General features: G+C 48.0%; 21 protein-coding genes and 2 pseudogenes. 15 read left to right on the forward strand and 8 right to left on the reverse strand.

The features are described from left to right. Nucleotides 1–323 (forward strand): annotated as a pseudogene (locus tag IO95_RS03500) (IS4 family transposase); the annotation flags it as partial. A gap of 129 nt (nt 324–452) precedes the next feature. Here the strand turns inward: IO95_RS03500 and IO95_RS03505 are convergent. Continuing rightward, on the reverse strand, nt 453–1,532 hold the full coding sequence (locus tag IO95_RS03505; RefSeq protein ID WP_023492154.1) for a YeiH family protein: 1,080 nt from the start codon (nt 1,530–1,532) through the stop codon (nt 453–455). A 131-nt stretch (nt 1,533–1,663) separates the two neighbouring features. Between IO95_RS03505 and yieE the strand changes: the two genes are divergently transcribed. The 3 genes from yieE to IO95_RS03520 all read left to right on the forward strand — a co-directional run bounded on the left by yieE (nt 1,664) and on the right by IO95_RS03520 (nt 6,073). Beyond that, nucleotides 1,664–2,554 carry a DNA-binding transcriptional regulator YeiE gene (gene yieE / locus IO95_RS03510; RefSeq protein ID WP_023492155.1) on the forward strand — a complete coding sequence of 297 codons (891 nt, stop codon included), beginning with the start codon at nt 1,664–1,666 and terminating at the stop codon, nt 2,552–2,554. Between the two features lie 159 nt (nt 2,555–2,713). Beyond that, entirely contained in the window at nt 2,714–4,189 is a 1,476-nt protein-coding gene (locus IO95_RS03515; RefSeq protein WP_023492156.1) for an amino acid permease, read from the forward strand. A gap of 513 nt (nt 4,190–4,702) precedes the next feature. Next, entirely contained in the window at nt 4,703–6,073 is a 1,371-nt protein-coding gene (locus tag IO95_RS03520; RefSeq protein ID WP_023492160.1) for an APC family permease, read from the forward strand. Nucleotides 6,074–6,142: 69 nt separating this feature from the next. On the opposite strand, the gene sbcB is transcribed toward IO95_RS03520, so the two are convergent. After that, entirely contained in the window at nt 6,143–7,570 is a 1,428-nt protein-coding gene (gene sbcB, locus IO95_RS03525; RefSeq protein WP_023492161.1) for an exodeoxyribonuclease I, read from the reverse strand. Nucleotides 7,571–7,882: 312 nt separating this feature from the next. Here sbcB and tmaR point away from each other — a divergent pair, with 312 nt between their 5' ends. The 9 genes from tmaR to IO95_RS03570 all read left to right on the forward strand — a co-directional run bounded on the left by tmaR (nt 7,883) and on the right by IO95_RS03570 (nt 17,161). Further along, complete coding sequence (tmaR, locus tag IO95_RS03530) at nt 7,883–8,200, forward strand: PTS system regulator TmaR (protein WP_023492162.1); 318 nt, start codon at nt 7,883–7,885, stop codon at nt 8,198–8,200. 394 nt (nt 8,201–8,594) lie between these two features. After that, nucleotides 8,595–9,740 carry an ABC transporter permease gene (locus tag IO95_RS03535; RefSeq protein ID WP_023492164.1) on the forward strand — a complete coding sequence of 382 codons (1,146 nt, stop codon included), beginning with the start codon at nt 8,595–8,597 and terminating at the stop codon, nt 9,738–9,740. Further along, a complete protein-coding gene (locus IO95_RS03540) occupies nt 9,734–10,534 on the forward strand; it encodes an ABC transporter ATP-binding protein (RefSeq protein ID WP_023492166.1) in 801 nt (266 codons plus the stop codon). Before IO95_RS03535 ends, IO95_RS03540 begins: the two co-directional genes overlap by 7 nt. 3 nt (nt 10,535–10,537) lie before the next feature. Continuing rightward, the gene (locus IO95_RS03545; RefSeq protein WP_023492167.1) at nt 10,538–11,479 is read left to right on the forward strand and encodes an MlaD family protein; all 942 of its coding nucleotides are present in this window, start codon (nt 10,538–10,540) and stop codon (nt 11,477–11,479) included. Next, nucleotides 11,476–12,117 (forward strand): ABC-type transport auxiliary lipoprotein family protein, encoded by a 642-nt coding sequence (locus tag IO95_RS03550; RefSeq protein ID WP_023492168.1) that lies wholly within the window; start codon nt 11,476–11,478, stop codon nt 12,115–12,117. The genes IO95_RS03545 and IO95_RS03550 overlap by 4 nt, the downstream gene beginning before the upstream one ends. A gap of 481 nt (nt 12,118–12,598) precedes the next feature. Continuing rightward, nucleotides 12,599–13,693, forward strand: coding sequence for a hypothetical protein (locus IO95_RS03555; protein ID WP_051791087.1), 1,095 nt, complete (start codon nt 12,599–12,601; stop codon nt 13,691–13,693). A gap of 27 nt (nt 13,694–13,720) precedes the next feature. Further along, entirely contained in the window at nt 13,721–14,923 is a 1,203-nt protein-coding gene (locus tag IO95_RS03560; RefSeq protein ID WP_023491453.1) for a toxic anion resistance protein, read from the forward strand. 13 nt (nt 14,924–14,936) lie between these two features. Then, a complete protein-coding gene (locus tag IO95_RS03565; RefSeq protein ID WP_023491454.1) occupies nt 14,937–16,520 on the forward strand; it encodes a substrate-binding and VWA domain-containing protein in 1,584 nt (527 codons plus the stop codon). Further along, nucleotides 16,520–17,161: a hypothetical protein gene (locus IO95_RS03570; RefSeq protein WP_023491455.1), complete on the forward strand. Its 642-nt coding sequence runs from the start codon at nt 16,520–16,522 to the stop codon at nt 17,159–17,161. Before IO95_RS03565 ends, IO95_RS03570 begins: the two co-directional genes overlap by 1 nt. A gap of 225 nt (nt 17,162–17,386) precedes the next feature. Here IO95_RS03570 and IO95_RS03575 read toward each other — a convergent pair whose 3' ends face one another. The 6 genes from IO95_RS03575 to IO95_RS03600 all read right to left on the reverse strand — a co-directional run bounded on the left by IO95_RS03575 (nt 17,387) and on the right by IO95_RS03600 (nt 22,958). Next, nucleotides 17,387–18,217, reverse strand: coding sequence for a phosphodiesterase (locus IO95_RS03575; protein ID WP_023491456.1), 831 nt, complete (start codon nt 18,215–18,217; stop codon nt 17,387–17,389). After that, nucleotides 18,214–19,218 (reverse strand): ABC transporter ATP-binding protein, encoded by a 1,005-nt coding sequence (locus IO95_RS03580; protein ID WP_023491457.1) that lies wholly within the window; start codon nt 19,216–19,218, stop codon nt 18,214–18,216. Before IO95_RS03580 ends, IO95_RS03575 begins: the two co-directional genes overlap by 4 nt. Continuing rightward, nucleotides 19,215–20,009, reverse strand: coding sequence for an ABC transporter permease (locus tag IO95_RS03585; RefSeq protein ID WP_023491459.1), 795 nt, complete (start codon nt 20,007–20,009; stop codon nt 19,215–19,217). The genes IO95_RS03580 and IO95_RS03585 overlap by 4 nt, the downstream gene beginning before the upstream one ends. Continuing rightward, nucleotides 20,006–20,815: an iron ABC transporter permease gene (locus IO95_RS03590; protein WP_235186729.1), complete on the reverse strand. Its 810-nt coding sequence runs from the start codon at nt 20,813–20,815 to the stop codon at nt 20,006–20,008. Before IO95_RS03590 ends, IO95_RS03585 begins: the two co-directional genes overlap by 4 nt. Before the next feature lie 71 nt (nt 20,816–20,886). Continuing rightward, a complete protein-coding gene (locus tag IO95_RS03595; RefSeq protein ID WP_023491461.1) occupies nt 20,887–21,906 on the reverse strand; it encodes an ABC transporter substrate-binding protein in 1,020 nt (339 codons plus the stop codon). A 29-nt stretch (nt 21,907–21,935) separates the two neighbouring features. Then, nucleotides 21,936–22,958 (reverse strand): LacI family DNA-binding transcriptional regulator, encoded by a 1,023-nt coding sequence (locus IO95_RS03600; RefSeq protein ID WP_037383879.1) that lies wholly within the window; start codon nt 22,956–22,958, stop codon nt 21,936–21,938. Between the two features lie 273 nt (nt 22,959–23,231). Between IO95_RS03600 and IO95_RS03605 the strand changes: the two genes are divergently transcribed. Continuing rightward, nucleotides 23,232–24,083, forward strand: coding sequence for a carbohydrate ABC transporter permease (locus IO95_RS03605; RefSeq protein WP_023492890.1), 852 nt, complete (start codon nt 23,232–23,234; stop codon nt 24,081–24,083). 272 nt (nt 24,084–24,355) lie between these two features. Next, a pseudogene (locus IO95_RS03610) lies at nt 24,356–24,876 on the forward strand (carbohydrate ABC transporter permease); the annotation flags it as partial.

Below are 24,876 nucleotides of genomic sequence, written 5' to 3' on the forward strand. Positions count from 1 at the left end.
ACATCAAGGACTATAAATTTGGCATGGGAATGGGTCAGGTTCGGATCAAAAATCCGGCAAGACGCGATCGATTATTTCTGTTCAGTGCGCTGGCGATAGTCCTGTTGACGCTGCTGGGCAAGGCAGGAGACAGCGCGGGTCTGGAGCGAACGATCAAGGTCAATACCAGCAAAAGCCGAACATATTCATTTTTCCGACAAGGTGTTATCTACTATCAATTACTGCCTAAAATGAAAGAAGCCTACGCGATATTGTTGATGGAGAAGTTTACTTATTACCTGAGGCAGCATCGGTTATATACCCGCACACTTGGCATTATTTGAGTCTCTAAAAATGAGGGGATCTCTGAGGATAATATCAGGTTGTTTCAAGTCATGCGTGCTTGGTTTGATGATTGGGGTGCCACTTGCTTGCTTTGTCACTTGAATCAACCTGGGTAGAGTAAAAGGCTATTACAGTACATGCTGTACTAACTGATTGATGGCACCTCCGCCAATAACCAACCAGATAAATAGCAATGTTGCCAGCAAAATGGGTTTTACACCGGCTTGCCGTACCGCGCTGATATGGGTGGTCAACCCCAATGCCGCCATCGCCATCGCCAGCATCCAGGTATCGAGGGTGATCAGTTGCCGTACCACCATGGTTGGCAGCAAATTTAACGAATTCAACCCGGCCACCGCGATAAATAACACCGCAAACCAAGGGATAGTAATGGCAGATTTTTCACTCTGGTTACCATTGCTATTACGGCGACTAAGGTAGCCGGATAGCAGCAGTAGGAAAGGGGCCAGCATCATGACGCGGATCATCTTGGTGATCACTGCCGCATTTTCTGCATTCGGTCCAATGGCATGACCCGCCGCCACCACTTGGGCGACTTCATGAACGGTAGACCCAATATAGATACCGAAGGCTTGTTGGTTGAACGGCAGCCATTGAAAGTGCTGATTGAGATGATACAGCCAGGGGTAAGCAAAGATAGCAAGGGTACCAAAAACCACCACAGTAGAGACGGCAACTGCCACTTTGCTGGAGTCAGCTTTTAATATCGGGTCAGTAGCCATCACGGCGGCGGCACCACAGATACTGCTGCCTGCACCGATCAGCATGGTGGTCTGGCTATCAATGCCAAAGACTTTTCTGCCTAGCCAGCAGGCCAGTAGAAAGGTAGTGCCAAGGGTAAGTGCATCAATAATAATGCCAGCGGCGCCTACATCAGCAATTTGCTGAAAGGTTAAGCGGAAACCATAAAGAATAATCCCCAGGCGCAGCAGGCGCTGTTTAGCCAGTTGGACGCCAGCATGACAACGGGGTTGCAACCAGGGATAAACCGTGTTGCCCACCACGATGCCGAGTAAGATTGCCAGCGTTAGGGCACCTAGCCCCAAATCAGCAATCCAGGGAATATTGCTCGCCCAGACTGCCAGTGCGGTTAATGCACCGGTCAGCAGCAGACCCGCTAGCAGCTTGGTGATGCCAAATTGGGGTAAATGGCGTGCAGGGCAGGCTGGGGTGGTATCACTTGCCATTAATCAATCCTCTATCAATTTATTAGCTGGAAGGATAAATGCTGGTGATCTAAAAAAGAAATTGATTATATATTTATAACCTATCGGAATAACTGGTATAGAACGGTCGTTGTTTGACCTTGAGGCAGAATATGCACATCACCTTGCGCCAACTGGAAGTCTTCTGCGAAGTGCTAAAAGGGGGCTCAACCACACAAGCCTCTGCGGTATTGGCTTTATCACAATCAGCAGTTAGCGCGGCGCTGGCTGATCTGGAAGGGCAATTGCATGTGCTGCTGTTTGATCGGGTGGGCAAACGCTTGGTCATTAATGAGCATGGTCGTTTGTTGTACCCTAAAGCCCTGGCGCTGCTGGAACAAGCTGGCGAAATAGAGCAACTGTTTCGGCATGATAGTGCTGCTTTGCGTATCGCGGCCAGCAGCACGATTGGTAACTATATGCTGCCAGAGATGATGGCCCGCTATCGGAAAGAATTTCCTGCTACACCATTGGAGTTAAACGTCGGAAACAGCCAGGAAGTGATTGTCGCAGTCGCTGATTTTCGTGTTGATCTGGGCTTAATAGAAGGGCCATGTCATAGGCCGGAACTGGTGACTCATCCCTGGCTGGATGATGAACTGGTGGTCTTTGCCGCGCCAGATAATCCGTTGTTGCTACATCCCATTACGTTGGATGCGCTGGCCCGTGCGCCCTGGCTCCTGCGTGAGCAGGGTTCCGGCACGCGAGAAGTGCTGGATCACCTGTTGCTGGCAAAATTACCCCATTTTCAGTTGGTCATGGAGTTGGGTAACTCCGAGGCGATTAAGCACGCCGTGCGTTACGGTATTGGCATTAGCTGCCTTTCACGGCGAGTGGTTGAGGAACAGCTGAACAGTGGGGTGCTGGTTGAACTTAAGATCCCATTAGCGCCTCTGAGGCGGACGCTGTACTTGATCCATCATCGGCAGAAGCATCTGTCTCATGCATTACAACGTTTCTTGAATTATTGCGCGGTCCCGCTAGCGGATCTTGAGCGCCAGTGAAGGGGGAAGTTAGGACATTAGGGTTTTGCTAATAATCAGCGTTGGATTATGAAGCTATCTTATATTAGCGCATTGCTGCTAGTGCCTTGGCGGGTATTTGCTACAATCTGCCCCTCATTTTTGACATACCAGTATAAATATAGGGTAAGAAAGGCTCGAATGGATATAAAAACAACGGGGCAACCAGCACCGAGATTACGCCGTGAGTTGAAAGCGCGGCATTTGACCATGATTGCCATTGGCGGCTCTATTGGTACCGGTCTATTTGTTGCATCAGGGGCAACAGTTTCTCAGGCTGGTCCTGGGGGGGCACTACTTTCTTATGCGCTTATCGGCCTGATGGTCTATTTCCTGATGACCAGCTTGGGTGAATTAGCCGCATTTATGCCAGTTTCCGGCTCATTTTCCACCTATGGGGCCAAATATGTTGAAGAGGGCTTTGGCTTCGCCCTCGGTTGGAACTACTGGTACAACTGGGCGGTGACCATCGCAGTTGACTTGGTCGCTGCACAGTTGGTGATGAATTACTGGTTTCCAGATACCCCGGGCTGGATCTGGAGTGCACTGTTCCTTGGCGTGATGTTTCTGCTGAATTACATCTCGGTTAAAGGCTTCGGTGAGGCAGAATATTGGTTCTCGCTGATTAAAGTGAGTACCGTGATCATCTTTATTGGCCTCGGCATGCTGATGATTTTCGGCATTTTACGTGGTGGTGAAGGGGCTGGCTGGCATAACTGGACCATTGGCGATGCACCTTTTGCCGGTGGTTTTTCAGCCATGATCGGGGTGGCGATGATTGTTGGCTTCTCCTTCCAAGGGACCGAACTGATCGGGATTGCGGCGGGTGAATCAGAAGATCCTGGCAAGAATATTCCCCGTGCGGTGCGGCAAGTGTTCTGGCGTATTTTGCTGTTTTATATCTTTGCGATTCTGATCATCAGCTTGATCATTCCTTACACCGATCCTAGCCTGCTGCGCAACGATGTGAAAGATATCAGCGTCAGTCCGTTTACCCTGGTCTTCGAGCACGCCGGTCTGTTATCCGCGGCTGCAGTGATGAATGCGGTGATCCTGACGGCGGTGCTCTCCGCCGGTAACTCTGGGATGTATGCCTCAACCCGTATGCTGTTCACTTTGGCTTCCGAAGGGAAAGCACCACGTATTTTTGCCAAGTTATCTAAAGGGGGTGTACCGCGTAATGCACTGTATGCCACCACGGTGGTCGCAGGGCTTTGCTTCCTCAGCTCCATGTTTGGCAACCAGGAAGTCTATCTGTGGTTACTCAATACCTCGGGGATGACCGGTTTTATCGCTTGGTTGGGGATTGCTATCAGCCATTACCGCTTCCGCCGTGGCTATGTGGCACGTGGGTTAGACCTTAACGATCTGCCCTATCAATCCGGTTTCTTTCCGTTAGGGCCTATTTTTGCCTTTGTACTCTGCTTGATCATTACCTTAGGGCAAAATTATCAGGCTTTCCTGCAAGACAGAATTGACTGGTATGGAGTGACGGCGACTTATATTGGTATTCCGCTGTTCTTGGTGATCTGGTTTGGTTATAAGTTGACACGCGGTACCCGTATTGTGAAATACGATGAAATGGAGTTCCCGAAGTGGGATGCTAATAAACAGTGATTTGCTGGTGATGGCGGCAGGTAGGAGGTCGTTCTGCCACCTGCCGCAGCTGTGTTAATCACTAAAATAGTTTGTTGCAAAAAGAGTTTGTCGTAAGGGTTTTCAGGGCTTGTTTTTCAGCAGCCAAATGTGCAAAATACACGAAATGCAGATAACCGACGTTTTAACGCGTCGGTTATTTTTTTGCATTGCGTAACCACTGTGAATTTCACACACCAAGCGAGGCCGGACATCGAGCCGGATAGATAAATAGTTTGTCACGATCAAACAAAACTTTATGGTCGTGAATCATGAGGATAAGAATAATGGGGCACTTTTTCACTTTAGTACCGGTACTCACCGGTTTCCGCTGCCGTGGCAGCGACTATGGAGCAATCAAGGCAATTTCGCCTCGTTATCCTGCTTCTCTTGTCCCTCTTTTAGAATTCAGTCGTCTGTTGCGATGTTTCCCCGCAACCTTAAGTCTTAGGGTATTAAGTATCCGTCAGGCTCAAGGTAAGGGGAGGCTGCGCAATGTCCGATAACAACATCAGCGCCGCACCTGCCGGCCAACGTGTAAAACTGCGTAAAACGCTAACTCTCGTCCCAGTGGTGATGATGGGCTTGGCCTATATGCAGCCAATGACTATCTTTGACACTTTTGGCATTGTTTCTGGCCTGACAGATGGCCACGTGGCAACCGCCTATGCATTTGCATTGTTGGCGATCCTGTTTACTGCGTTGAGCTACGGCAAACTGGTGCGGAAATATCCTTCTGCCGGTTCTGCCTATACTTATGCGCAAAAAGCCATCAACCCTCATGTCGGTTTTATGGTTGGCTGGTCATCCCTGCTGGACTACCTGTTCATGCCGATGATCAACATCCTGCTGGCAAAAATATATCTGGAAGCGATTTTCCCAGGCATACCATCCTGGATCTTTGTAGTGGTGTTGGTGGGGTTGATGACCTTTTTCAACCTGCGCGGCATTAAATTGGTGGCAAACCTGAACTCCATTATTGTGGTGGTGCAGGTGGCGATCATGGTCGTGTTTCTGGGGTTGGTGGTGTATGGCCTTTCCCACGGCGAAGGTGGTGGTACGTTAGTCAGTAGCCGCCCGTTCTGGTCTGATAATGCCCATGTTGTGCCAATGATTACCGGTGCAACCATTCTCTGTTTTTCGTTTCTTGGTTTTGATGGCATCAGCTCATTATCTGAAGAGACCAAAGACGCTGAGAATGTGATCCCGAAAGCGATCTTCCTGACGGCATTGATTGGCGGCATCATCTTTATTGTGGTGTCTTATTTTGTCCAGCTTTACTTCCCAGACATCTCGCGTTTCAAGGATCCTGAGGCTTCACAGCCAGAAATTATGCTGTATGTGGCCGGTAAGTTCTTCCAGTCAGTGATTTTGGTATTCTCTTGTGTAACGGTGCTGGCATCAGGCATGGCTGCTCATGCGGGGGTTTCCCGCTTGATGTATGTGATGGGGCGTGATGGCGTGTTCCCGGAGCGTTTCTTTGGCTATGTGCATCCAAAATGGCGTACACCTGTCCTCAACGTATTGCTGGTTGGTGTGATAGCGCTTTCTGCCATCGAGTTCGACTTGGTCACTGCAACGGCATTGATTAACTTTGGTGCATTGATTGCCTTTACCTTTGTGAACCTGTCCGTGATCTCACAGTTTTATATTCGTGAGAAACGTAATCGGACGGCAAAAGATATCTTCAATTACCTGATATTACCGCTGATGGGGGCACTGACGGTGGGTGCGCTGTGGATCAACCTGGAAGCCAGCTCAATGATATTGGGGCTGATTTGGGCATCCATTGGTTTGATCTACCTGGCGTTTGTTACCCGCATCTTCCGTTTGCCAGTGCCGCAAGCCTGCGAGGACGTAGTTTGATTGGAGGGGCTCAGCAATAAATAAGCTTGAGCCCTATCAATTGATATTCACCCTGTGCGGTGGCTGGGTTTATCCCACCAATTGTTTACCGTAATCAAACAGCGCTTTCAGTAGCGCTGTTTTCTTTTCATCCCCTTGGTACTGCTGGTACAGCGCGTCTAATTGCAACAGATACTCTTGTACCCTATCGGTATTCAGCACATCCTGGCGGTGTAACAGCCAACGGCGTTGTTCGCTATCATCCAGGGTCTGCGGGTAATTACGTGCGCGGTAACGGAATAACAGCGCTTTGATTCTACTATCGCCGAAGGTCAAATCCAGCAGCGGCAGATCCTGCGGTTTGGTTTGCTGAATGATCTTCATGGCTGCTTTGTCGGCATCGCTAAAGAAACCTTCATACAACTGAGCATCAACATTGTTACTCGGGGTGAAAGTCGGCGCCTCGGCAAAAAGTGCGACGACTTTTTCACGAATTTCCGGGTGTTGGCGCAGTACCTTCAGGTTCTCAAGGCAGGCCTGGCGATCGATACCTAAGCGTTCGGCATTTTCTGGCAGTAAGGTTTTGGCAGGAGCCAGTACCGGGCATTTATTGATATGCACCAGTTTGATGGGTATTGGTGCCTGATCTGCCGCCAAGCGATTGCGAGGGGTATAGAGGCGTTCCCGCAGCTCATCGGCGCTCAGTGTCAACAAAGGGGTAATATCACCAGCCAGATCGCACATGATAACGGCATTCTTGTTATCCGGGTGCCAAGCAAGCGGTGAAACCCAACTGGTATTGCCGCGTGCCGCACCAAACATACCGGAAACATGGACCAAGGGGGTCATTTCTGCAATATCAATCAGCGTATTCAGTTTGTGCTTATTACGATGCTGCAACAAATAGTCAAATAATCTGGGCTGTGCCTGTTTAACCAACTTAGCCATGGCGATAGTCGCATGGACATCGGACATCGCATCATGAGCCTGTTGGTGTTCTACGCCATTGGCCGCCGTCAAGTGCTCCAGGCGGAAACTGGGCAAACCATCGTCATTTTCTGGCCAGTGGATACCTTCTGGCCGTAGGGCGTAGCAGGCGCGCATCACATCCAATAAGTCCCAACGGGAATTGCCATTTTGCCAACTATAAGCATAGGGATCGTAGAAACTGCGATAGAAAATATTGCGGCTGACCTCATCGTCGAAACGGATATTGTTATAGCCTAAAATACAGGTGCCGGGAACACTGAATGCCTGGTGGATTTGGCGGGCAAACTCGGCTTCATTAACGCCTTTAGCTAGCGCTTGCTGTGGAGTAATACCGGTGATCATGACCGCTTCGGGATCCGGTAAGTAGTCATCGGCAGGCGCACAGTAAACAACCAATGGCTCTTCGATAAGGTTGAAATCTAAATCAGTGCGCACCCCGGCAAATTGCGCGGGGCGATCCAGTGATGGACTTTTACCGAAGGTTTCATAGTCATGGATATAAAAAGTCGGGTTTGCCTTACTGCTCAAAATGGCATCTCTTCAGTGAGATAAGAATAACGCCTATTGTAATCGCACAAGGGATGAAGCCAAGCAAATCTGGATATTGATTTTACCCTAGATTGATAATGCCATTACCGCTGTGCATCAAGAATGGCCTGTGGAGCACATGATGACGGGGCATTCACGATGACATCCATTGTTATTAACAGCGGGGCAGTGTGTTAATTATAGGTAAAATACGTCAATGACAGTTGTGCCTGACGCCGACAAACCTGTATCTTGGTAGCATTGTGTGCGTATTCAATTGAATCTGTATATTACTAAAGCAAGGGTATAAAGATGGATAATGCAATTAAGCCGAGTTTTCAGAACGTGCTGGAGTTTGTGCGTATGTTCCGCCGTAAAAACAAGCTACAACGTGAAATTGTCGATAACGAGAAAAAAATTCGTGATAACCAGAAGCGGGTACTGCTGCTTGACAACTTGAGCGAGTACATCAAACCTGGCATGAGTATTGAAGACATCCAAGGCATCATCGCCAATATGCGCAGCGATTATGAAGACCGTGTTGATGATTACATCATCAAAAATGCGGACCTGTCGAAAGAGCGCCGTGAGCTCTCCAAGAATTTGAAAGCCATGGGTGAAGTGAAGTAATGCAAAGTAAGCAGGGCGAGTCGTAACCGTTAAGGTTTGCCCTGCTAACCAGTACCCATGTGGCTCAAACTGTCAGCCATGGTATCGCTATGATTTCTGCTGTTTTGATTGCTTTGTCATTCAGTTACCATCTGGCAGGATCCCGAGCGCCACCTATTGAAATTTAGCCATAAGATAGCAAATTGCTTCAAACCCGCTACGCTAGTTTGTGTGCAATAAAAAGGTATGTGCGATTAAAAGGTACGTGCGTTAAAAAGGTGTGTGCAATAAAAAGGTATGTGCGATAAAAAAGGTTCTTGCCCTGAATTGTTATCTGTTTTTTTTGAGCTTTAATTAACTTAGCATTATTCAGTTAGCTGTTTGGCTGGTCAGCTTTAGGGAACGGGTTCTTTTTATGACAGAACAACAGATTAAAACATTACTCAATTTGGATGAAAGCACCCAGCCACCCAGAGTTTCCGCATCTGGAGATTGGGTATTAGCGAATTATCGCTTGTTAGAACCCGCGGTTAAGCAATTGCAAGCCCGTATTCATTCCGGCGTTGTTTTTGATCTTGGCCGGCTAGGTATTCTGGATACCGCCGGAGCGGCATTACTGGTCAAACTGCTGGGAGAGCAAAGAATATTCAATCTGCAACAGATTGCCCCTTCATTGCCTGCCGAGCGGCGAGTTTTGCTGGAAACAGTCGGCCATGCTTTACACGATTTCCACCAACCAGCTGAAGAAAAAGCACCAGGCCTAGTGACTGAATTGTTGGCCACGGTGGGGCAGTCGATGGCCAATTTCTGGCAAAATCTGGTTGAATTGCTTGGGTTTATTGGCCTAACACTCAATACCTTGGTGGTCAGCCTGTGGCGTCCTTCCCGTTGGCGTATCACTTCACTGGTCGCCAACCTGCAGCAGATTGGCCTTAACGCGGTACCGATCATTATGTTACTCACTTTTCTGGTGGGGGCGGTGATTGCCTTTCTTGGCTCAACGGTATTATCAACCTTTGGTGCCAGTATCTTTACTGTTCATCTGGTGGTGTTTTCATTCCTGCGCGAATTTGCGGTGCTGTTGACTGCCATCTTAATGGCGGGCCGCACCGCGAGTGCCTTCACTGCAGAAATCGGGCTGATGAAAGCCAATGAAGAGATCGACGCTATTCAGACGTTGGGGCTCAATTCCGTTGAGCTACTGGTGCTGCCGCGGGTGTTGGCACTGTTACTGGCTTTGCCGATGCTGACCTTTATCGGCATGATCAGCGGGATTTTTGGCGGGTTGATAGTCTGTGCGTTGACTCTGGATATCTCTCCCACCATGTTTTTGACCATTATGCAAAGTAGCGGTGGTTTTCAGCATTTCCTGGTGGGGATGAGTAAGGCACCAGTGTTTGCATTCCTGATTGCTATTATTGGTTGCCTGGAAGGGTTTAAGGTGACTGGCAGCGCTGAATCGGTGGGCTCTCACACCACTGCCAGCGTCGTACACTCAATCTTTGTGGTGATCCTGTTGGATGCGGTCGCTGCACTGTTTTTTATGGAGATGGGATGGTGAACCAGTCAACGCCGGAAGCCATAATCCGTATCCGCAAATTGCGTAACTGTTTTGGCAAACAATGTGTGCATGAAGATCTGGATCTGGATGTACGCCGTGGCGAGATACTCGGTGTCGTGGGTGGCTCGGGTACCGGGAAATCCGTGTTATTGCGCACTATTGTCGGCTTGCGCCGCCCAACTGCCGGCCAAATTCAGGTTTTCGGTGAGGATCTGATGGCACTGTCCGGGGAGCGACGTTCAGTGGTAGAACGGCGATTTGGCGTGTTGTTTCAGCGCGGAGCGTTGTTCAGCTCATTGACGGTGACAGAAAATGTGGCGTTGCCGTTAATTGAATATGGTGGCTTGCAGCGCCATGATGCGGAGCAATTGGCGCAGGTCAAGCTGGCGCTATCGGGTCTACCCGGCAATGCGGGTAATAAATACCCGGCTTCACTGTCAGGCGGTATGGTTAAGCGTGCAGCATTGGCCAGGGCATTGGCGCTCGATCCGGAAATCCTGTTTCTTGATGAACCCACCGCCGGGCTTGATCCTATTGGTGCAGCTGCTTTTGATAACTTGATCCGCACACTGCGCGATGCCTTGGGGTTAACGGTGTTTTTGGTGACCCATGATCTGGATACTCTCTACACCATTTGTGATCGCGTAGCGGTACTCTCGCAGAAAAAGGTGTTGGTGGTGGACTCACTGGACGTAGTCGCGGCAACGGATGATCCCTGGATCCAGGAATATTTTCACGGCCCGCGTGGGCGAGCAGCACAGCAAGCCGTCATGAACATAGCAGAGAGGCAATAAGAAATGGAAACCCGAGCTCACCATGTACTCATTGGCTTATTCACGCTGATCATTTTTAGTGCGGTGTTGTTTTTCAGCGTGTGGCTGACTAAATCTGGCAGTGATCGCGAGTTTACGCTGTACGACATCGTGTTTAATGAGTCAGTTAACGGCCTTTCCCAGGGTAGTGTGGTTAATTACAGCGGGATCCGCGTAGGGGAGGTGGTGCAATTACGCCTGGATAGAGAGGTGCCTACTAAGGTATGGGCGCGCATCAGGGTAACCGCATCAACCCCGATCCGCCAGGACACCCGTGCCCGCTTGGCCATGGCTGGTATTACTGGCACTGCCAATATTCAACTCAGTGGCGGTAGTGAAAGCAGCCCGATGTTGACGGCACAGGGGAGTGATATCCCGGTGATTATTGCGACACCTTCGCCATTGAATCAGTTGCTGAGCAGCAGTGAAGATTTGATGACCAATATCAATGAAGTATTAATCCGCTTGAATCAGATTCTGACGCCAGATAACCAGCGGCGGCTAACCAATACGTTGGAAAACCTGGACAAAATTACCGATACCGTGGCTGGTCAGCGTGATGATATTCGCACCATATTGCAACAATTGGCGCTGGTGACCAAACAGAGTAATGATGCGCTGGCACAAGCCAGTCGCCTGATGGGCAATGCCAATACCTTGCTGGATGGTCAAGGGAAACAACTGGTGAGTAATGCTGCCAATACCATGGCATCACTGGAGAAGACCACTGCCATTCTGAATAAACTGGTGAGTGAAAATCAGCAAGCACTGAGCAGTGGTGTACGCGGATTTAATGATCTTGGCCCTGCGATGGATGAATTGCGTAGAACGTTAGCGACTTTACGCGCCTCGCTTAATCGTCTGGAAGAAAACCCCTCCGCCTTGCTCAGGGGGCGTGAACGTACCAAGGAGTTTACACCTAAATGAGTTACCTTAATGCACTACCCAATTACCTGTGGCGTTCCGGGTTACGACTGATGGCACTGATGGTGGTTATGATACTGGCTGGTTGTAGCATTTTGCCGGAAAGCCCAATATCGCAGGTCTACTTGTTACCGGCTAATCCCTCTTCCTCGGCGGGGGGGCCAGAATTAGGGCAGTCACTGCGTATCGTGCAGCCTAACACCAGCCAGTTCCTTAGTAGTTCCCGTATTGCTGTTCAACCGCAGGGTTCTGAGATCACCATTTATAGTGGTTCGCGCTGGAGTGATCCTACCTCAGTATTGGTGCGCAACCGTTTGATCCAGGAGTTTCGTGCTGCGGGTCGCTTCTCCTCTGTGAGCAGTGACGACGACAATCTGCAAGTCGACTATGAGTTGAGCGGGGATCTATCTTCATTCCAGACGGTCTATACCGCCGGGCAGGGCGAGGTGGTGATTCGGTTTGATGCGCGTCTGGTTCGGCTCTCAGATCGCCGAGCGGTCGCTACCCGTAGCTTTGTGGTGCGTCAACCCATTGATGGCAGAAGTATGGAGCATGTAGTGATAGCCTTTGGCGCAGCGAGCGACCAGTTTGCGGCACAAACGGTGGTCTGGACGCAACAGCAGGTTGCCAGCAATCGTTAAACGAGAACTTGCCTTACTTCAAGCGGCATGGTGGCTGATGTGCCATGTCGCTTGAGTCAATACGGCTTGAGTCAATACGGATAGTGTTCTCCATTGCCATTCAGCAATAGATGTCAGTTGGGAACATTGAGAAATAAAGATAAGGATATCGGCGGACTGGCTGAGGGATCATCGCCTCCATTTGAACGCTATTTACTTGAATTTTGTTTTTCTGACTAGATTTGGAAAGTGTTGTAATTTATTGATTTTAATATTTTTATGATTTCATCAATAAAAAAATCAATAAAACCCTCAATAAATCCCCTGAAAAATTTGATTGTCATGCAGGTAATAGCTGTCAGTTTGCTACGCTTGCCAAGTTGGCAACGGGAACTGATGAGCACTCATGGTAGCCAAATTTTCACATCGTCATTAAATTGTCATAAAAAAGTAATAATCTAATGGGTAGACTATTTTAAATATGATATCCAAGGATGCTAAATTGCCGATTAAACGAGTATTGGGGCCGCTTCTGGCAATTGTTCTGATAGTTGGTATCGTTGTTGCCGTATTAATATCACATGGTCGCAAAAGTGAAGTTGATGCAACAAGAGGCATTGTTGAAGTCAAAGGAATGATCGGCTCTGAAAAAGAGGGCTTCTTTGCTGACTTGAAAGTGATTGAACTACTCAAAGCCAACGGTTTCCGGGTTAAAACTGAAAAAGTCGGATCTCGCCAAATCACTTCGCGTGATTTACAAGGCTATGACTTTGGCTTCCCTGCTGGGGCACCTGCTGCCTTGGAGTTGCAGAAAAAAGCCAAGGCAAAACATGTTTATGCCACATTTTATACACCAATGGCGATTGCGTCTTGGAGCGCGTTAATCCCTGTGATGGAAAAACAGGCTCTCGTTAAGCAGTCCGATGGTGCTTACTATATTGCCGATATGCAACAATTGTTGAAGCTGATCGAGAAGGGGACGCGTTGGAACCAACTGCCTGGTAATACGGCTTATATCACAGGTAAAAGTATCCTGATCAACTCCACTGATGTGCGGACTTCCAATTCGGCAGCCATGTATCTGGCATTGGCAAGTTACATTTTTAACGATAATAACGTCGTCGATAATGTGTCACAGGTTTCGGCGATATTACCACGAGTAACGCCTTTATTTTTACGTCAAGGTTTGCAGGAATCGAGTAGTGCAGGGCCCTTTGAAGATTATACGACGATGGGCATGGGTAAAGCGCCTCTGGTGATGATCTATGAGAGCCAGTTTCTTGAATATCAATCAAAACGTGCCCAACCCAATACTGACATGATACTGCTTTATCCGCAGCCGACGATTTATACCAAACATGTTTTTGTGCCATTTTCGGAAAATGGTAATCGTCTCGGTGAGCTATTGGCTAGCGATCCTGAATTACAAAAAATGGCAGCGCAATATGGTTATCGCACTTCACATCCTGAATATTTCGCTACTTTTCTTGCTGAACACCAATTGCAAGCACCTACATCTCTCGTTGATGTCATTGACCCGCCAAGTTATGAAATGCTTGAGCGCATGATCCAGAGTATTGAAAAGAATTTTCAGTAATCTCCATTTTTAGATAAGGAAACCACCATGGATATGTCTGAACAACCTACAGATGTGACGAGTTTAACCCCACCAGAGATACTGACGCCAGTTGCTGAAACTAAAGCACCAGAGATGGTGACGTTACCGAATGACGTCGTACAACGTATCGATCAGCAGGTAATGAATTATCTCAACAGCATCCTCAATGAAGATGTCCATAGCACGGATTTTCAGAGTAGGTTGGATGCGGCTTTTAATCTTGGTAGAGAGGAGATATCCAATGCGGCTTCATTGATGAGTGGCCGCTTTATGGATCGCAATTTTGTCGGTATTGAGAGTTCAGAAGCATTCAAATCAATTCAAAGCATGCGCGATATGCTTGATGAGCTTAATCCAGGTAAGCAAGGTGATTTGCTGGCGAAAAATAAGTTATTGGGTCTGATCCCTTTTGGTAACAAATTAACGGCTTATTTCCGTAAATTTCAGACGGCTGGCAGCCAACTAAAAGTTATTATGACTCAGCTTTATGCCTCGCGTGATGATATGCAACGAGATGCAGCAGAAATTGATCAAGTCAAAGTCAAGTTATGGGATGCCATGCAGAAGCTGAAGGGGGCTATCTATTTTGCTGAACAGTTTGATAGTCAGGTGGCCACCCGTATTGATGCGATCAGAGTCAGTGAACCACTCCGTGCCAAGGCATTAGAGCAGGAAGTTCTATTCTATATTCGCCAGAATTTGCAGGATATGCAGAGCCAAATGGCGGTGAATGTTAATGCCTATCTGTCGATGGATATATTGAAAAAAACAGCTCGCGAAATGATTAACGGCTGTAATCGTGTCGTGACCACCGGGATGTCTGCTCTGTCAACGGCGCAGACAGTGGCAAGAGCGACCGGTAATCAGATCGAAGTCATGGAGATGTTGCAGGGCGTAAGTAATGTTATCGGTGATCTGGTGGTCGAAACATCACGTCAATTGGGACAGCATGTTGAAAGAACCGGTGAGTTTGCTGCAAACCCGATGGTTGGGATCCAACGTATCCAGGAGATGTTCAACAATACCTTCAATGCGATGGATGCGATGGATAATTTTCGGGCTAAAGCCATTGATGTTATGGGTAAGAATAACCAGATGATGAAAGAGCAGATAGCCCGTTCAGAGGATTATCTGGATCGTACTCGTCATGCTGCGGCTCGGGCCACATTACAGGCTGATGAATCTCTTGCTGACCCCGTCAAACTCTAATAAGAGAGATGTCATGAAAAATATTTTCGCTCTGCTCTGTACCTTGGTGGTTTTACTGACCGGTTGTAAAGGTGAGGACAGCGAGGATGCGCTAGCAAGCAACAACAATATTGTGCTTTCTGTTTTGGCGGGTTCGGAGCTGAAAGATATTGAGCCGCTATTACCGGATATTGCCAAAGCGACAGGTGTAAAGCTGCAAATGCATTATGTCGGTACGCTTGATGCCATTGAAAAACTGCAAGCGGGCGAAAATTATGATTTGGCCTGGTTGGCAAGTAACCGTTATGCCATGTTAGTACCGCAAGTCAAGGCACGTATTGTCGCTTCTGAGCGCACGATGCTGACACCGGTGGTACTGGGTATCAAAGAAAAGAAAGCAAAAGCGCTGGGCTGGGAAAATAATCCGCATATTACTTGGAAGGATATCGCGCAAGCCGCTGATAAAGGAAAGTTTACCTTTGGTATGACCAGCCCCACCAGTTCCAATACGGGTTTTTCCGGTTTGTTGGGATTGGCGGCTGCCTTGTCGGGTAAAGGCGATGCACTGGAAGAGAAAGACATTGATACCAAGCAACTAAGCGCATTTTTTAAAGCTCAGCGTTTGACTTCTGGTAGCTCTGGCTGGTTGGCTGACGCCTATCTGCAAGATCAGGATAAAGTTGACGGTATCATTAACTATGCGTCAACACTGCAACTGCTCAACCGTAATCTGGAACTGAAACAAAAGCTGGTACTTATTTACCCACAAGACGGTATTGTCACTGCAGATTATCCCATTATGCTGCTCAATGCCGCCAAACGTGATGCTTATGACAAACTAGTGGCTTACCTTCATGGTAGCGAATTCCAAAAGAGGATGACCGAAAGTACTTTGCGCCAACCGGTTAACCCCGATGTGGTCTCAGCCTCAGAAGTACCGAAGCAGACCCCAGTGGAGTTGTCTTTCCCGGCCAAGCGTGAAGTGGTCGATACCATTCTGGCGGCGTTTGACAATGAATTACGTTTACCGACAGACAGTACATTCGTACTGGATACCAGCGGTTCAATGAGCGGAGAGCGCATTACCGAGTTGAAAAAGGCCTTGCTCAGTCTATCAGGTGCTGATGATAGTATCAGTGGGCGTTTTTCCCGTTTTCGGAATCGTGAACAGATTTACTTACTGCCTTTCAGTGACATCTTTGCGGCACCTGAGGCGTTTGCTATGGGCAACACGCCACAAAGCCATCAACGAGCACTCACGACGCTAAATAAGCGTATCAATGAATTGCAAGCAGGTGGGGGCACGGCGATTTTCTCTTCGACCCAGCAGGCCTATATAGAAGCAGCTCAACGTCGTCATCAAGACCCAGGACGTTTTTATTCGATAGTGGTAATGACGGATGGTGAGAATAATCAAGGAATCGATGTAGGCGGCTTTATCAACTGGTATCAACAATTGGCTGAGGCGGATAAAGGCATCAAAATCTTCCCGGTACTTTTTGGTGAGGCGAGCCCTGAAGAGTTGCAACAATTGGCTAAAGTGACCGGTGGTAAGGTGTTCGATAGCCGTAAGAACAGCTTGCAACAGATCTTCAAAGAGATCAGGGGATATCAATAATGCCAGCAATATCATTAAAAATGCGTTTACTGCTGTTTCTCTACAGCAGTCAGAATATTCTTGGTTGCGTGCTGGCACTGTTGGGACTGGGCTTTTTCTTCTCCGGTTTTATTGCCGACTGGTGGTTGTTGATTGTTTGTGGGCTTTATGCGGTGGGCTGGTTGCTCTTGTGGAATAATCATCCTGTCATTGATGTAGCTACCCAGCAGGACATTATACACGTCAATCTGCTCGCCAGTCTGGATGAGTTAATGCGCCAATCCCGCACTAAACTACCGTCGGAGGCGTTTGGTTACCTGCAAAATATTCACCAGATCGTTGCTGACGTTGCGCCAAAACTCTCTGACAATACCGCCACAACAGAATATGTCATTTCTCTGACTAATGCGGTGACTCGCGATCTTCCGCAAACGATTAAAAATTATCTGCAATTGCCCACAGCATTTGCCACCTTGCATATCATAGAGCGGGGTAAAACCTGTAAGCAACTGCTGCTGGAACAGCTTGATTTGTTGTATAAACAACTGCAAAAGATTGCGGAAAATGTCTATAAAGATGACGCAGAGGCGCTGATCACCAATGGTCGTTTTCTTGAAGAAAAATTCCGGCCAGTGAATTTTATTACCGACATCAGGCCGTGATAATGAGACTTCTGCTTTGTTGTCGGTTCCGGTTCAAGCATCACGATAGTGGCTGTTGCCGTTCGGCTTGAGTTTTTGCTCTACGGCCACGGCGATGGCCTATCAGCTTAATCAGATTCGTTGTTACTATGGGGCTACACCGCAGTAGCCCCACCGCCCCACAAGCTTCGCGGAGGAGATAACAGCGAGAAAGTTCGCTGTTATCAGAAGTGTGATGGGGCTATTTTAATCAATCAAACCTGCAGCATCATAAAATGGATAAGGGCCATCATAGTCATCCACTAAGCAGTGGTGGCTGATCATCCCTTGTTCCTCCGACCAACAATGCAGTAGAAAGCCAGCAGGCTCTAACACAAAATGAGCAGGTGACTCGGTACGCAGATCAAGAGCCACTTGGTGTGATAACCCGGGGGCGCTACAAGCTAATGTCCCAGCAAACCGGGTCTCGATAGTGCGGTGCAAATGTCCGCACAATACCCGTTCAACTTGTGGATGACGCCGAATAATGGAGGCCAGATCCTGCGGATTCTCTAAACGCTGCTTATCCATATGGCTAATGCCACTGACAAAGGGTGGGTGGTGCAATATGACCAAGGTGGGTTGGTCTGGGCATAAGGCTAACTGTTGTTCCAACCAAAGCAGCCGTTGTGGGCACAATAACCCGCTGGACTTACCGGGCAGGGTTGAATCCAGGCCAATCAAGCGCACAGGATAATCATCAATGACCCACTGAATAAATTCAGTCTGCGGTTGCAGATATTGCGCGTCAGAAAAGGCCCGGCGTAATGCCTGGCGATCATCATGATTACCGGGGACCACATAAAACGGAATACGCAGCGTACTCAGAGCCTGACGCAGGGTGTGGTATTCATCATCACGCCCAAAGTCCACCAGATCACCACTGATAACGACAATATCTGGTTTGGGTATCAACCGATTGAGTTTACTGATAGCAGCATATAATGCGCCCAGAGTATCGACTTTCTTGTAGGAAAGACGCCCCCCTGCTTTGATATGCAGGTCGCTTAGGTGAGCTATCATAAATGGCTGGGTCATTGGTAGCTGCCTTCTGGTTGAGAACAATTTACGGTAAACCAGGCTTCTGGCGTGACATGGATCCCGACTTGTTGGCCGGTATGCCATACATCACGGGGGCTGCAATCGACTTGTAACGGAGTTTTATTGCCGATATCGATTAATACCCGCTGGTTTTGCCCAAGGAACAGATTGTGGATCACGGTGCCAGTCCAACCGGTGGCGGTTGGTGCGACCAGTTGGACATCTTCAGGACGACAATACCTTTCGCCACTTCCCGGGAGTGGGATGCAATTGACTGAACCGATAAAATCAGCGACAAACCCATTGGCAGGACGGTGATAAATCTCACGAGGCGTACCAATCTGGGCAATGCGCCCATGTTGCAGTATCGCAACACGATCGCCCAAGGCCATCGCTTCCTGCTGGTCGTGGGTGACATAAACCGCAGTTATCCCCAATGTGTTCAGCAGCTGACCAATGTCCACCCGTAATCGTTCACGCAGCTTGGCATCCAGTGCTGCTAAGGGTTCATCAAACAACAAGACTTTAGGACGAGCCGCCATGGCTCTGGCAAGGGAGACACGCTGTTTTTGCCCACCGGATAACGCCTGTATGGGGCGTTCGGCCAAGGCACTGAGGTCAACCATTTCGAGCATTTCGGCTACGCGTTGGCGGATTTGTGCCTCGGGCAAACGGTGGATTTTTAGTCCATAGGCGACATTTTGCGCCACATTAAGATTTGGGAATAACGCATAATTTTGAAACACCATGCCGACATTACGTTTTTCGATAGGTAACTCGGTGACGTTTCGATCACCAAACCAGACTTCCCCCCCTTGGTCAGGTGATTCCAGCCCACTGATAATCCGTAATGTGGTGGTTTTGCCGCAACCCGATGGCCCGAGCAGCACCAAGGTTTCTCCCGGGGAAATATCCAAATCAAGGGGATGTAGCGCGATATGACCCGGTGCAAAAGTGCGAGAGCACTGGCGTAGATGAATACCAATGGGATGACTCATTGTAACGTCTCTTTAGCTCGTGACTTACTTAACCACTGCATCACAACCAGCAATGGCACAATCATGATTAAAAATATCAAGGTATAAGCCGACCCGACCTCCAACCGCATTGAGGCGTAACTGTCTGACAGCCCTACCGGTAACGTTTTGGTCAGCGGGGTGTGCAACATCCAGGTGATGTTGAATTCCCCAATGGAAAGGGTGATCACCATAAAAGCCCCGGCAAGAATACCGCTAGTACAATTAGGGACTACGACGGTGAAGAAGCGACGGATAAAACCGGCACCCAAGCTGGCAGAAGCCTCCTCCAGTGAACGCATATCGCTGGCTTGCATGACTGACAGCACCGGGCGGATCATAAACGGCAGCGTAAACAGGACATGACCAATCAAAATAAACTGCCAACTGTCGCGCAAAAGAGGAAAGCGACCATAGACCAGCAGCAATCCCAGCGCGGTTGCCAAACCAGGAATCGCCACCGGCATCAGCAAGCACTCTTCAATAAAATGGGACCAACGCTTTGAGGCTTTTAATAAGCCATAAGCGGCTGGGACGCCAAGTAGCAGATTACAGACCAGACAAGCTAGCGCAATGTACAGTGATAACCAGATGGTAGAGGAATACATTTGCCATACCTGCACCAGCCAACGTGTGGTTAAGCCACTGCGCAGGCCAATAAAGTAATTCTCGGTTAATCCGGCTAATACCGACATGACGATCGGCACGATCATAAACAGGCATACCGCCAGGGTGAATGCCAATTGGCTGTAAAAGAGGATTGGGCGTTTCATACGGCCGCTCCCAGGCTATTGGCTGAAAAACGGCGCGCTAATGCCAGAGCCAGCCAGGTGACTGCGCCAAGTAATACAGATAGCGCGGCGGCGGTAGCGAAATTGGCATAGTTGGTAAATTCGCCATAAATACTGAGCGGTAAGACATTGAGCCGGGTTCCAAGGGTAAATGCGGTACCAAAGGCTCCCATACTGGTTGCAAAACAGATAGCTCCGCAAGAGAACAGAGCAGGGCGGATACCGGGCACAATCACATCCCAGACAATACGCCAGGTACTGGCACCCAATGAACGCGCCGCTTCTTCCAGGCTGACATCCAGCTTTTCGCAGGCAGCAACCAGGGTCATGATGACACGAGGGATCGAGAAATAAAGGTAGCCGACGAACAAGCCACTGAGTGAGTAGGCAAACATCCAACGTTCGCCAAATAACCATAAACTGACTTGCGCCAATATCCCTTGCCGCCCTGCCAGCATCACCACGAGAAAACCCACCACCACACCGGGAAATGCCAGCGGAAAGGTAAGAATAGCTAGCAGTAATGAACGACCGGCAAAGCGGTTACGTGCCAGAAAACAGCCGCTAATGGCGGCAATGGTCACCGCCACCAGTGAAACAGCAAGGGATAGCATCACGGTGACTTTCAGGCTGTTCAAATATTGTGGATGGGTTAATACCGTCCAATACGCATTCATGCCAGTGCTGCGATCTGCTGTCATACCCAGAGCTATCAGGTAGCTAAACGGTAACAGCCAAAAGGTGCAAAAAAAGATCACTACTGGGGTTAACGTCAATAGAACCGCCATTTTCAGGCGTTGGCGCAAACTCAGCGACAAAAACGCCCCCACAGAGGGGCGTTGACGAATCTCGGTTGGCATTATTGCACCTCACTGAGATACCTGGCAGAGAAGCTCTTTTGTGCATCGGCCATTTGCTGGTAATCCACGGTGCTGGTTCTGTCATATTCGCTGTCGGGCAGAAAGTGGGTCTTGGCTTCTGCAGAGAGGGTACTGGTACGAACAGGACGCAAATAGGCATTAGCCCAAATAGCCTGGCCGCGATCAGAAAGGACATAGTCGATGACTTTTTTGCCATTGTCAGCATGAGGGGCATTTTTCACCAGGCTGATCACATAAGGTACCGTGATAGAACCTTCCTGTGGGATCACAAAAGCGACATTGGCATGGTCTTTGTATTTGGCACGATAGGCATTAAAATCGTAATCCAGCAGAATAGGGATCTCACCGGACAACACACGCGCATAGGCGGTTTGTTTAGGCACGATAGGGGCGTTTTTTGCCAATTTTTTGAAATAGTTAATGGCCGGGGTGAAATCGTTAAGGGTGCCACCTTGTGCCTGATTGATAGCGACCGCACCGACATAACCGACGAAAGCACTGGAGGGATCGAGATAACCGACCATGCCTTTATATTCTGGTTTTAATAGATCATTCCAGCTTTTGGGTACCGGTAACCCGCCTAGGGCATCTACGTTGATCATCAATCCCATGGTACCAGAATGCAGTGCGACCCATTTGCCTTGTGGATCTTTCAAACCGGCTGGAATTTCGTCCCAAACGGCGGGTTTATAACTGGTGATAACATCAGATTTTGCAGCCTGGATACCAAAAGTCACACCGTAATAGACGACGTCGGCCACAGGATTATTTTTCTCGGCCACCAATTGTGCCAATGACTGGCCCGAGTTTTTATTGTCCTGTGGCACTATGATGCCGGTATCTTTGGCGATTGCCTGTAATTGCGTCCCCCAGTCAGCCCATTCCGGTGGGCAGTTATAACAGATGGCATCGGCTGCTATAGCTTGATTGCCGATAACAGTGGCCCCAAGTAATAGGATCGCCGCAGTGAACCGGGTAATTCCAATCGATATTTTCATAAAAACTCCCTGATGTGATGAACTAAAAATTAACCTAACAGAACATTGCCCTGCACATTAGGCGGGCTTGCGGTACTTTCACCGACACGAAAATGGTGAGTGACAGTACCCGGTAATAATGGCTGACCATTCAACAGCGCGAGCAGGCTTTCAACTGCCTGACGACCCAACTTATCACCTGGCTGTACCACTGAGCACAGCGACGGGTAGAGATGTTGCCCCAGATCGATGCCATCAAAGCCAATAACCGAGATCTGTTGGGGAACCTGATAGCCTGCACGTAGCAGAGAGCCGATGGTGCTAAGGGCCAGCAAGTCATTGGAGCACAGTAGGGCCGTCAGGGCATTTTCCCCAAGCAGGTAAGGTTGTAGAGTGGTAAAGCAAGATTGGGTATGTTTTGGCATCTCAATGACAGGTAATGCGGCTAACCCCTTTAAATTCATAGCATGGCAATAGCCTGCATAGCGTAGGCGAGCTCGATCCGATTGCCACATTGGTCCCGCAATCATCCCGATATGGCGATGTCCTAATTGCTGGATATGGCAAGTAGCATCGTACATGGCGCGGTAGTTATTGACACAAATGGTGGGGATTTTTAACCGTTGTGGCTGGTTATGTACCAAAACAGTAGGAATATCTTCCCACTGCAGGGCATCGAGCACGGTATTGTTATCAGCATCGGCAACTGTAAGCACCAGCCCGTCAACTTGTTGGCGTAGCATATTTTCGATCACGTCAGCTTCTTGTGCTGGCTGGTAATCGGTGGTGGCAACCAACAAAGAATAACCATGCTGCTTCGCTACGGTTTCCATGGCCTGCAGTTGTTCGGCAAAAACCGGATTACTCAGGGTGGGCAGGGCGACACCAATAATTTTTGTCGATTTGGTGCGTAACTGTTGGGCTATCCGGTTGGGGCGAAAACCAAGCTGCTTGGAGGCAGCCATGACTTTTTGCAAGGTTGCCTGGCGTAATAGTGTCGGGTTGGAGAAGGCTCGGGCTGCTGTTGCCCGGGAAACTCCAGCCAGTTTGGCGACGCTGATTAAATCCGACACTGTTTTACGCTCCATGTGTACCAATGAGATCGATATCATTGGCGCAAACCTAACAACAAAAAATGACGGTTATGTGACGTCTGTATGATGATTTAGTGTTGTTGTCTACATGGCATTATTGGCTTTTCTAATTTTCAATCTGAAAATTGTCTGGAATGGCATGCATTTTACGATCACAAAAGCTTAATTTTAAATTCACCTGTGGTTAATGGAGATAACCTAGGGTATTAAAATTGATTTCCCAGCGAGTTGACAGGTATGAATGGAATACTGATGCGTAATATGTTTTTTGTTGCTCCGTTGATGCTGCCTGTCATTGTTTTTTGGCTATTTCCATTTATTTGTAGTATCTATGTTAGTTTTACTGATTGGGATTATATATCACCCTCCTATCACTTTGTTGGCTTAGAAAACTATACCTCAATGATGGATGATGGCGATTTTTCTGATGCGCTGATAAATACCGTTATTTTTTCATTGGGGACGGTTTTACCGACAACACTGTTAGGCTTATTCTTGGCATTATTACTAAGAGATAAAATAATGGGCGGTAATTTTTATCGGGCCGTTATTTTTTCACCTTGGATTACACCTACAGTAGCAGTATCAATAGTTTGGACCTGGGTCTTTTCATCGAAAAATGGGCTGGTTAACTCATTATTAAGTCTAATGGGCTTTTCCCCCATAGCCTGGTTAGAACAGGGTAATAGCGCCATGTTTGTTGTCATCGTGGTAACAGTATGGCAATCCGTAGGCTGGACAATGCTTTTTTATATTAATGCGCTGGGTAAAATACCTGATTCATTGTATGAAGCATCAATGATAGATGGTTGCAGCAAAATGACGCGCTTACTGCGTATCACGCTACCCTTGATCTCGCCGACAACATTTTTTTTGATAATAATCAATCTTATTAATTCATTGGCTGCCTTTGATCAGTTTCAAATGTTGACACAGGGTGGCCCTAGTGGAAAAACAAGGACGCTATTTTATCTTTACTTCCAACAGGCATTTGAACGTTATGATATGGGGCCGGCTGCCGCAACATCATTGGTTATAGTCATTATCACTGCAACGCTGGTAATGATAAATGCTTATATAGGTAAGCGTTGGGTTTATTATTAAGGTCGATGCCCTAAATAATTCGAATTGTTTGACAAAACGCTGAGCGTTATGAACAGCACTAACACCGGTCAGCAGGGTGAACCTCAAGGACGAGGTTCATCACTCCGAACAGCATAGGTCACTGTCTGGCGGGTATGAGCAACAGTTGCCAATGCCAATGCTAATGCCAAAACAATCAGCAATATGACAATGACTGACTACCCTCGATAATCGCTAGATTGAGTGATAACGCGATTGTTATGATTTAAATTAACATCAATGGTGTAATGTATATGGCGAGTATTAACACATCCTTGGTAATAAACAATGTTCCAGCAAAGTTGGCTACTTCAGGCTCCGAGAAAAAGAAGAGAGTAAAGATAGGGCTTAATCTTATCATGCTCAGTCGACAGGGATTACTATGGTTTTTATCAGCCATTATGGCATTCCCATTCGTTTGGATGATACTGGGTTCGATGAAAACTAATGACGAAATATTTAATCATCCATTAAAATTACTTCCGGATGATTTTCATGTCAACAGCTTTATTGAGGCGTTGCATTCGGCACCCTTTGGTACCTATTTAATTAATAGTTTTACTGTGGCTATGTCTCTTACAATCATTATTTTAATAAACTCAAGTTTGTTTGCCTATGCGCTGACACAACTACGTATTCGCTACGGCAATCTTTTGTTTTTTATACTTCTGTTATGCTATATGCTGCCAGCAGCAGTGACCTATATTCCTTCTTATATTATTCTGGCTAAGCTAGATTTGTTGGATACTCATCTTGGCTTAGTGATATCCAATGC

It is taken from the genome of Serratia sp. DD3 (assembly GCF_000496755.2).

Excerpts from the sequence above, each read along its gene's own strand:
- IO95_RS03515 (WP_023492156.1), top strand. The coding sequence starts at position 2,714 with ATGGATATAAAAACAACGGGGCAACCAGCACCGAGATTACGCCGTGAG.
- IO95_RS03505 (WP_023492154.1), bottom strand. The coding sequence starts at position 1,532 with ATGGCAAGTGATACCACCCCAGCCTGCCCTGCACGCCATTTACCCCAA.
- IO95_RS03580 (WP_023491457.1), bottom strand. The coding sequence starts at position 19,218 with ATGAGTCATCCCATTGGTATTCATCTACGCCAGTGCTCTCGCACTTTT.
- tmaR (WP_023492162.1), top strand. The coding sequence starts at position 7,883 with ATGGATAATGCAATTAAGCCGAGTTTTCAGAACGTGCTGGAGTTTGTG.
- IO95_RS03535 (WP_023492164.1), top strand. The coding sequence starts at position 8,595 with ATGACAGAACAACAGATTAAAACATTACTCAATTTGGATGAAAGCACC.
- IO95_RS03605 (WP_023492890.1), top strand. The coding sequence starts at position 23,232 with ATGCGTAATATGTTTTTTGTTGCTCCGTTGATGCTGCCTGTCATTGTT.
- IO95_RS03590 (WP_235186729.1), bottom strand. The coding sequence starts at position 20,815 with ATGGCGGTTCTATTGACGTTAACCCCAGTAGTGATCTTTTTTTGCACC.
- IO95_RS03540 (WP_023492166.1), top strand. The coding sequence starts at position 9,734 with ATGGTGAACCAGTCAACGCCGGAAGCCATAATCCGTATCCGCAAATTG.
- IO95_RS03520 (WP_023492160.1), top strand. The coding sequence starts at position 4,703 with ATGTCCGATAACAACATCAGCGCCGCACCTGCCGGCCAACGTGTAAAA.
- IO95_RS03595 (WP_023491461.1), bottom strand. The coding sequence starts at position 21,906 with ATGAAAATATCGATTGGAATTACCCGGTTCACTGCGGCGATCCTATTA.
- IO95_RS03545 (WP_023492167.1), top strand. The coding sequence starts at position 10,538 with ATGGAAACCCGAGCTCACCATGTACTCATTGGCTTATTCACGCTGATC.
- IO95_RS03550 (WP_023492168.1), top strand. The coding sequence starts at position 11,476 with ATGAGTTACCTTAATGCACTACCCAATTACCTGTGGCGTTCCGGGTTA.
- IO95_RS03575 (WP_023491456.1), bottom strand. The coding sequence starts at position 18,217 with ATGACCCAGCCATTTATGATAGCTCACCTAAGCGACCTGCATATCAAA.
- yieE (WP_023492155.1), top strand. The coding sequence starts at position 1,664 with ATGCACATCACCTTGCGCCAACTGGAAGTCTTCTGCGAAGTGCTAAAA.
- IO95_RS03560 (WP_023491453.1), top strand. The coding sequence starts at position 13,721 with ATGGATATGTCTGAACAACCTACAGATGTGACGAGTTTAACCCCACCA.
- IO95_RS03585 (WP_023491459.1), bottom strand. The coding sequence starts at position 20,009 with ATGAAACGCCCAATCCTCTTTTACAGCCAATTGGCATTCACCCTGGCG.
- IO95_RS03570 (WP_023491455.1), top strand. The coding sequence starts at position 16,520 with ATGCCAGCAATATCATTAAAAATGCGTTTACTGCTGTTTCTCTACAGC.
- IO95_RS03565 (WP_023491454.1), top strand. The coding sequence starts at position 14,937 with ATGAAAAATATTTTCGCTCTGCTCTGTACCTTGGTGGTTTTACTGACC.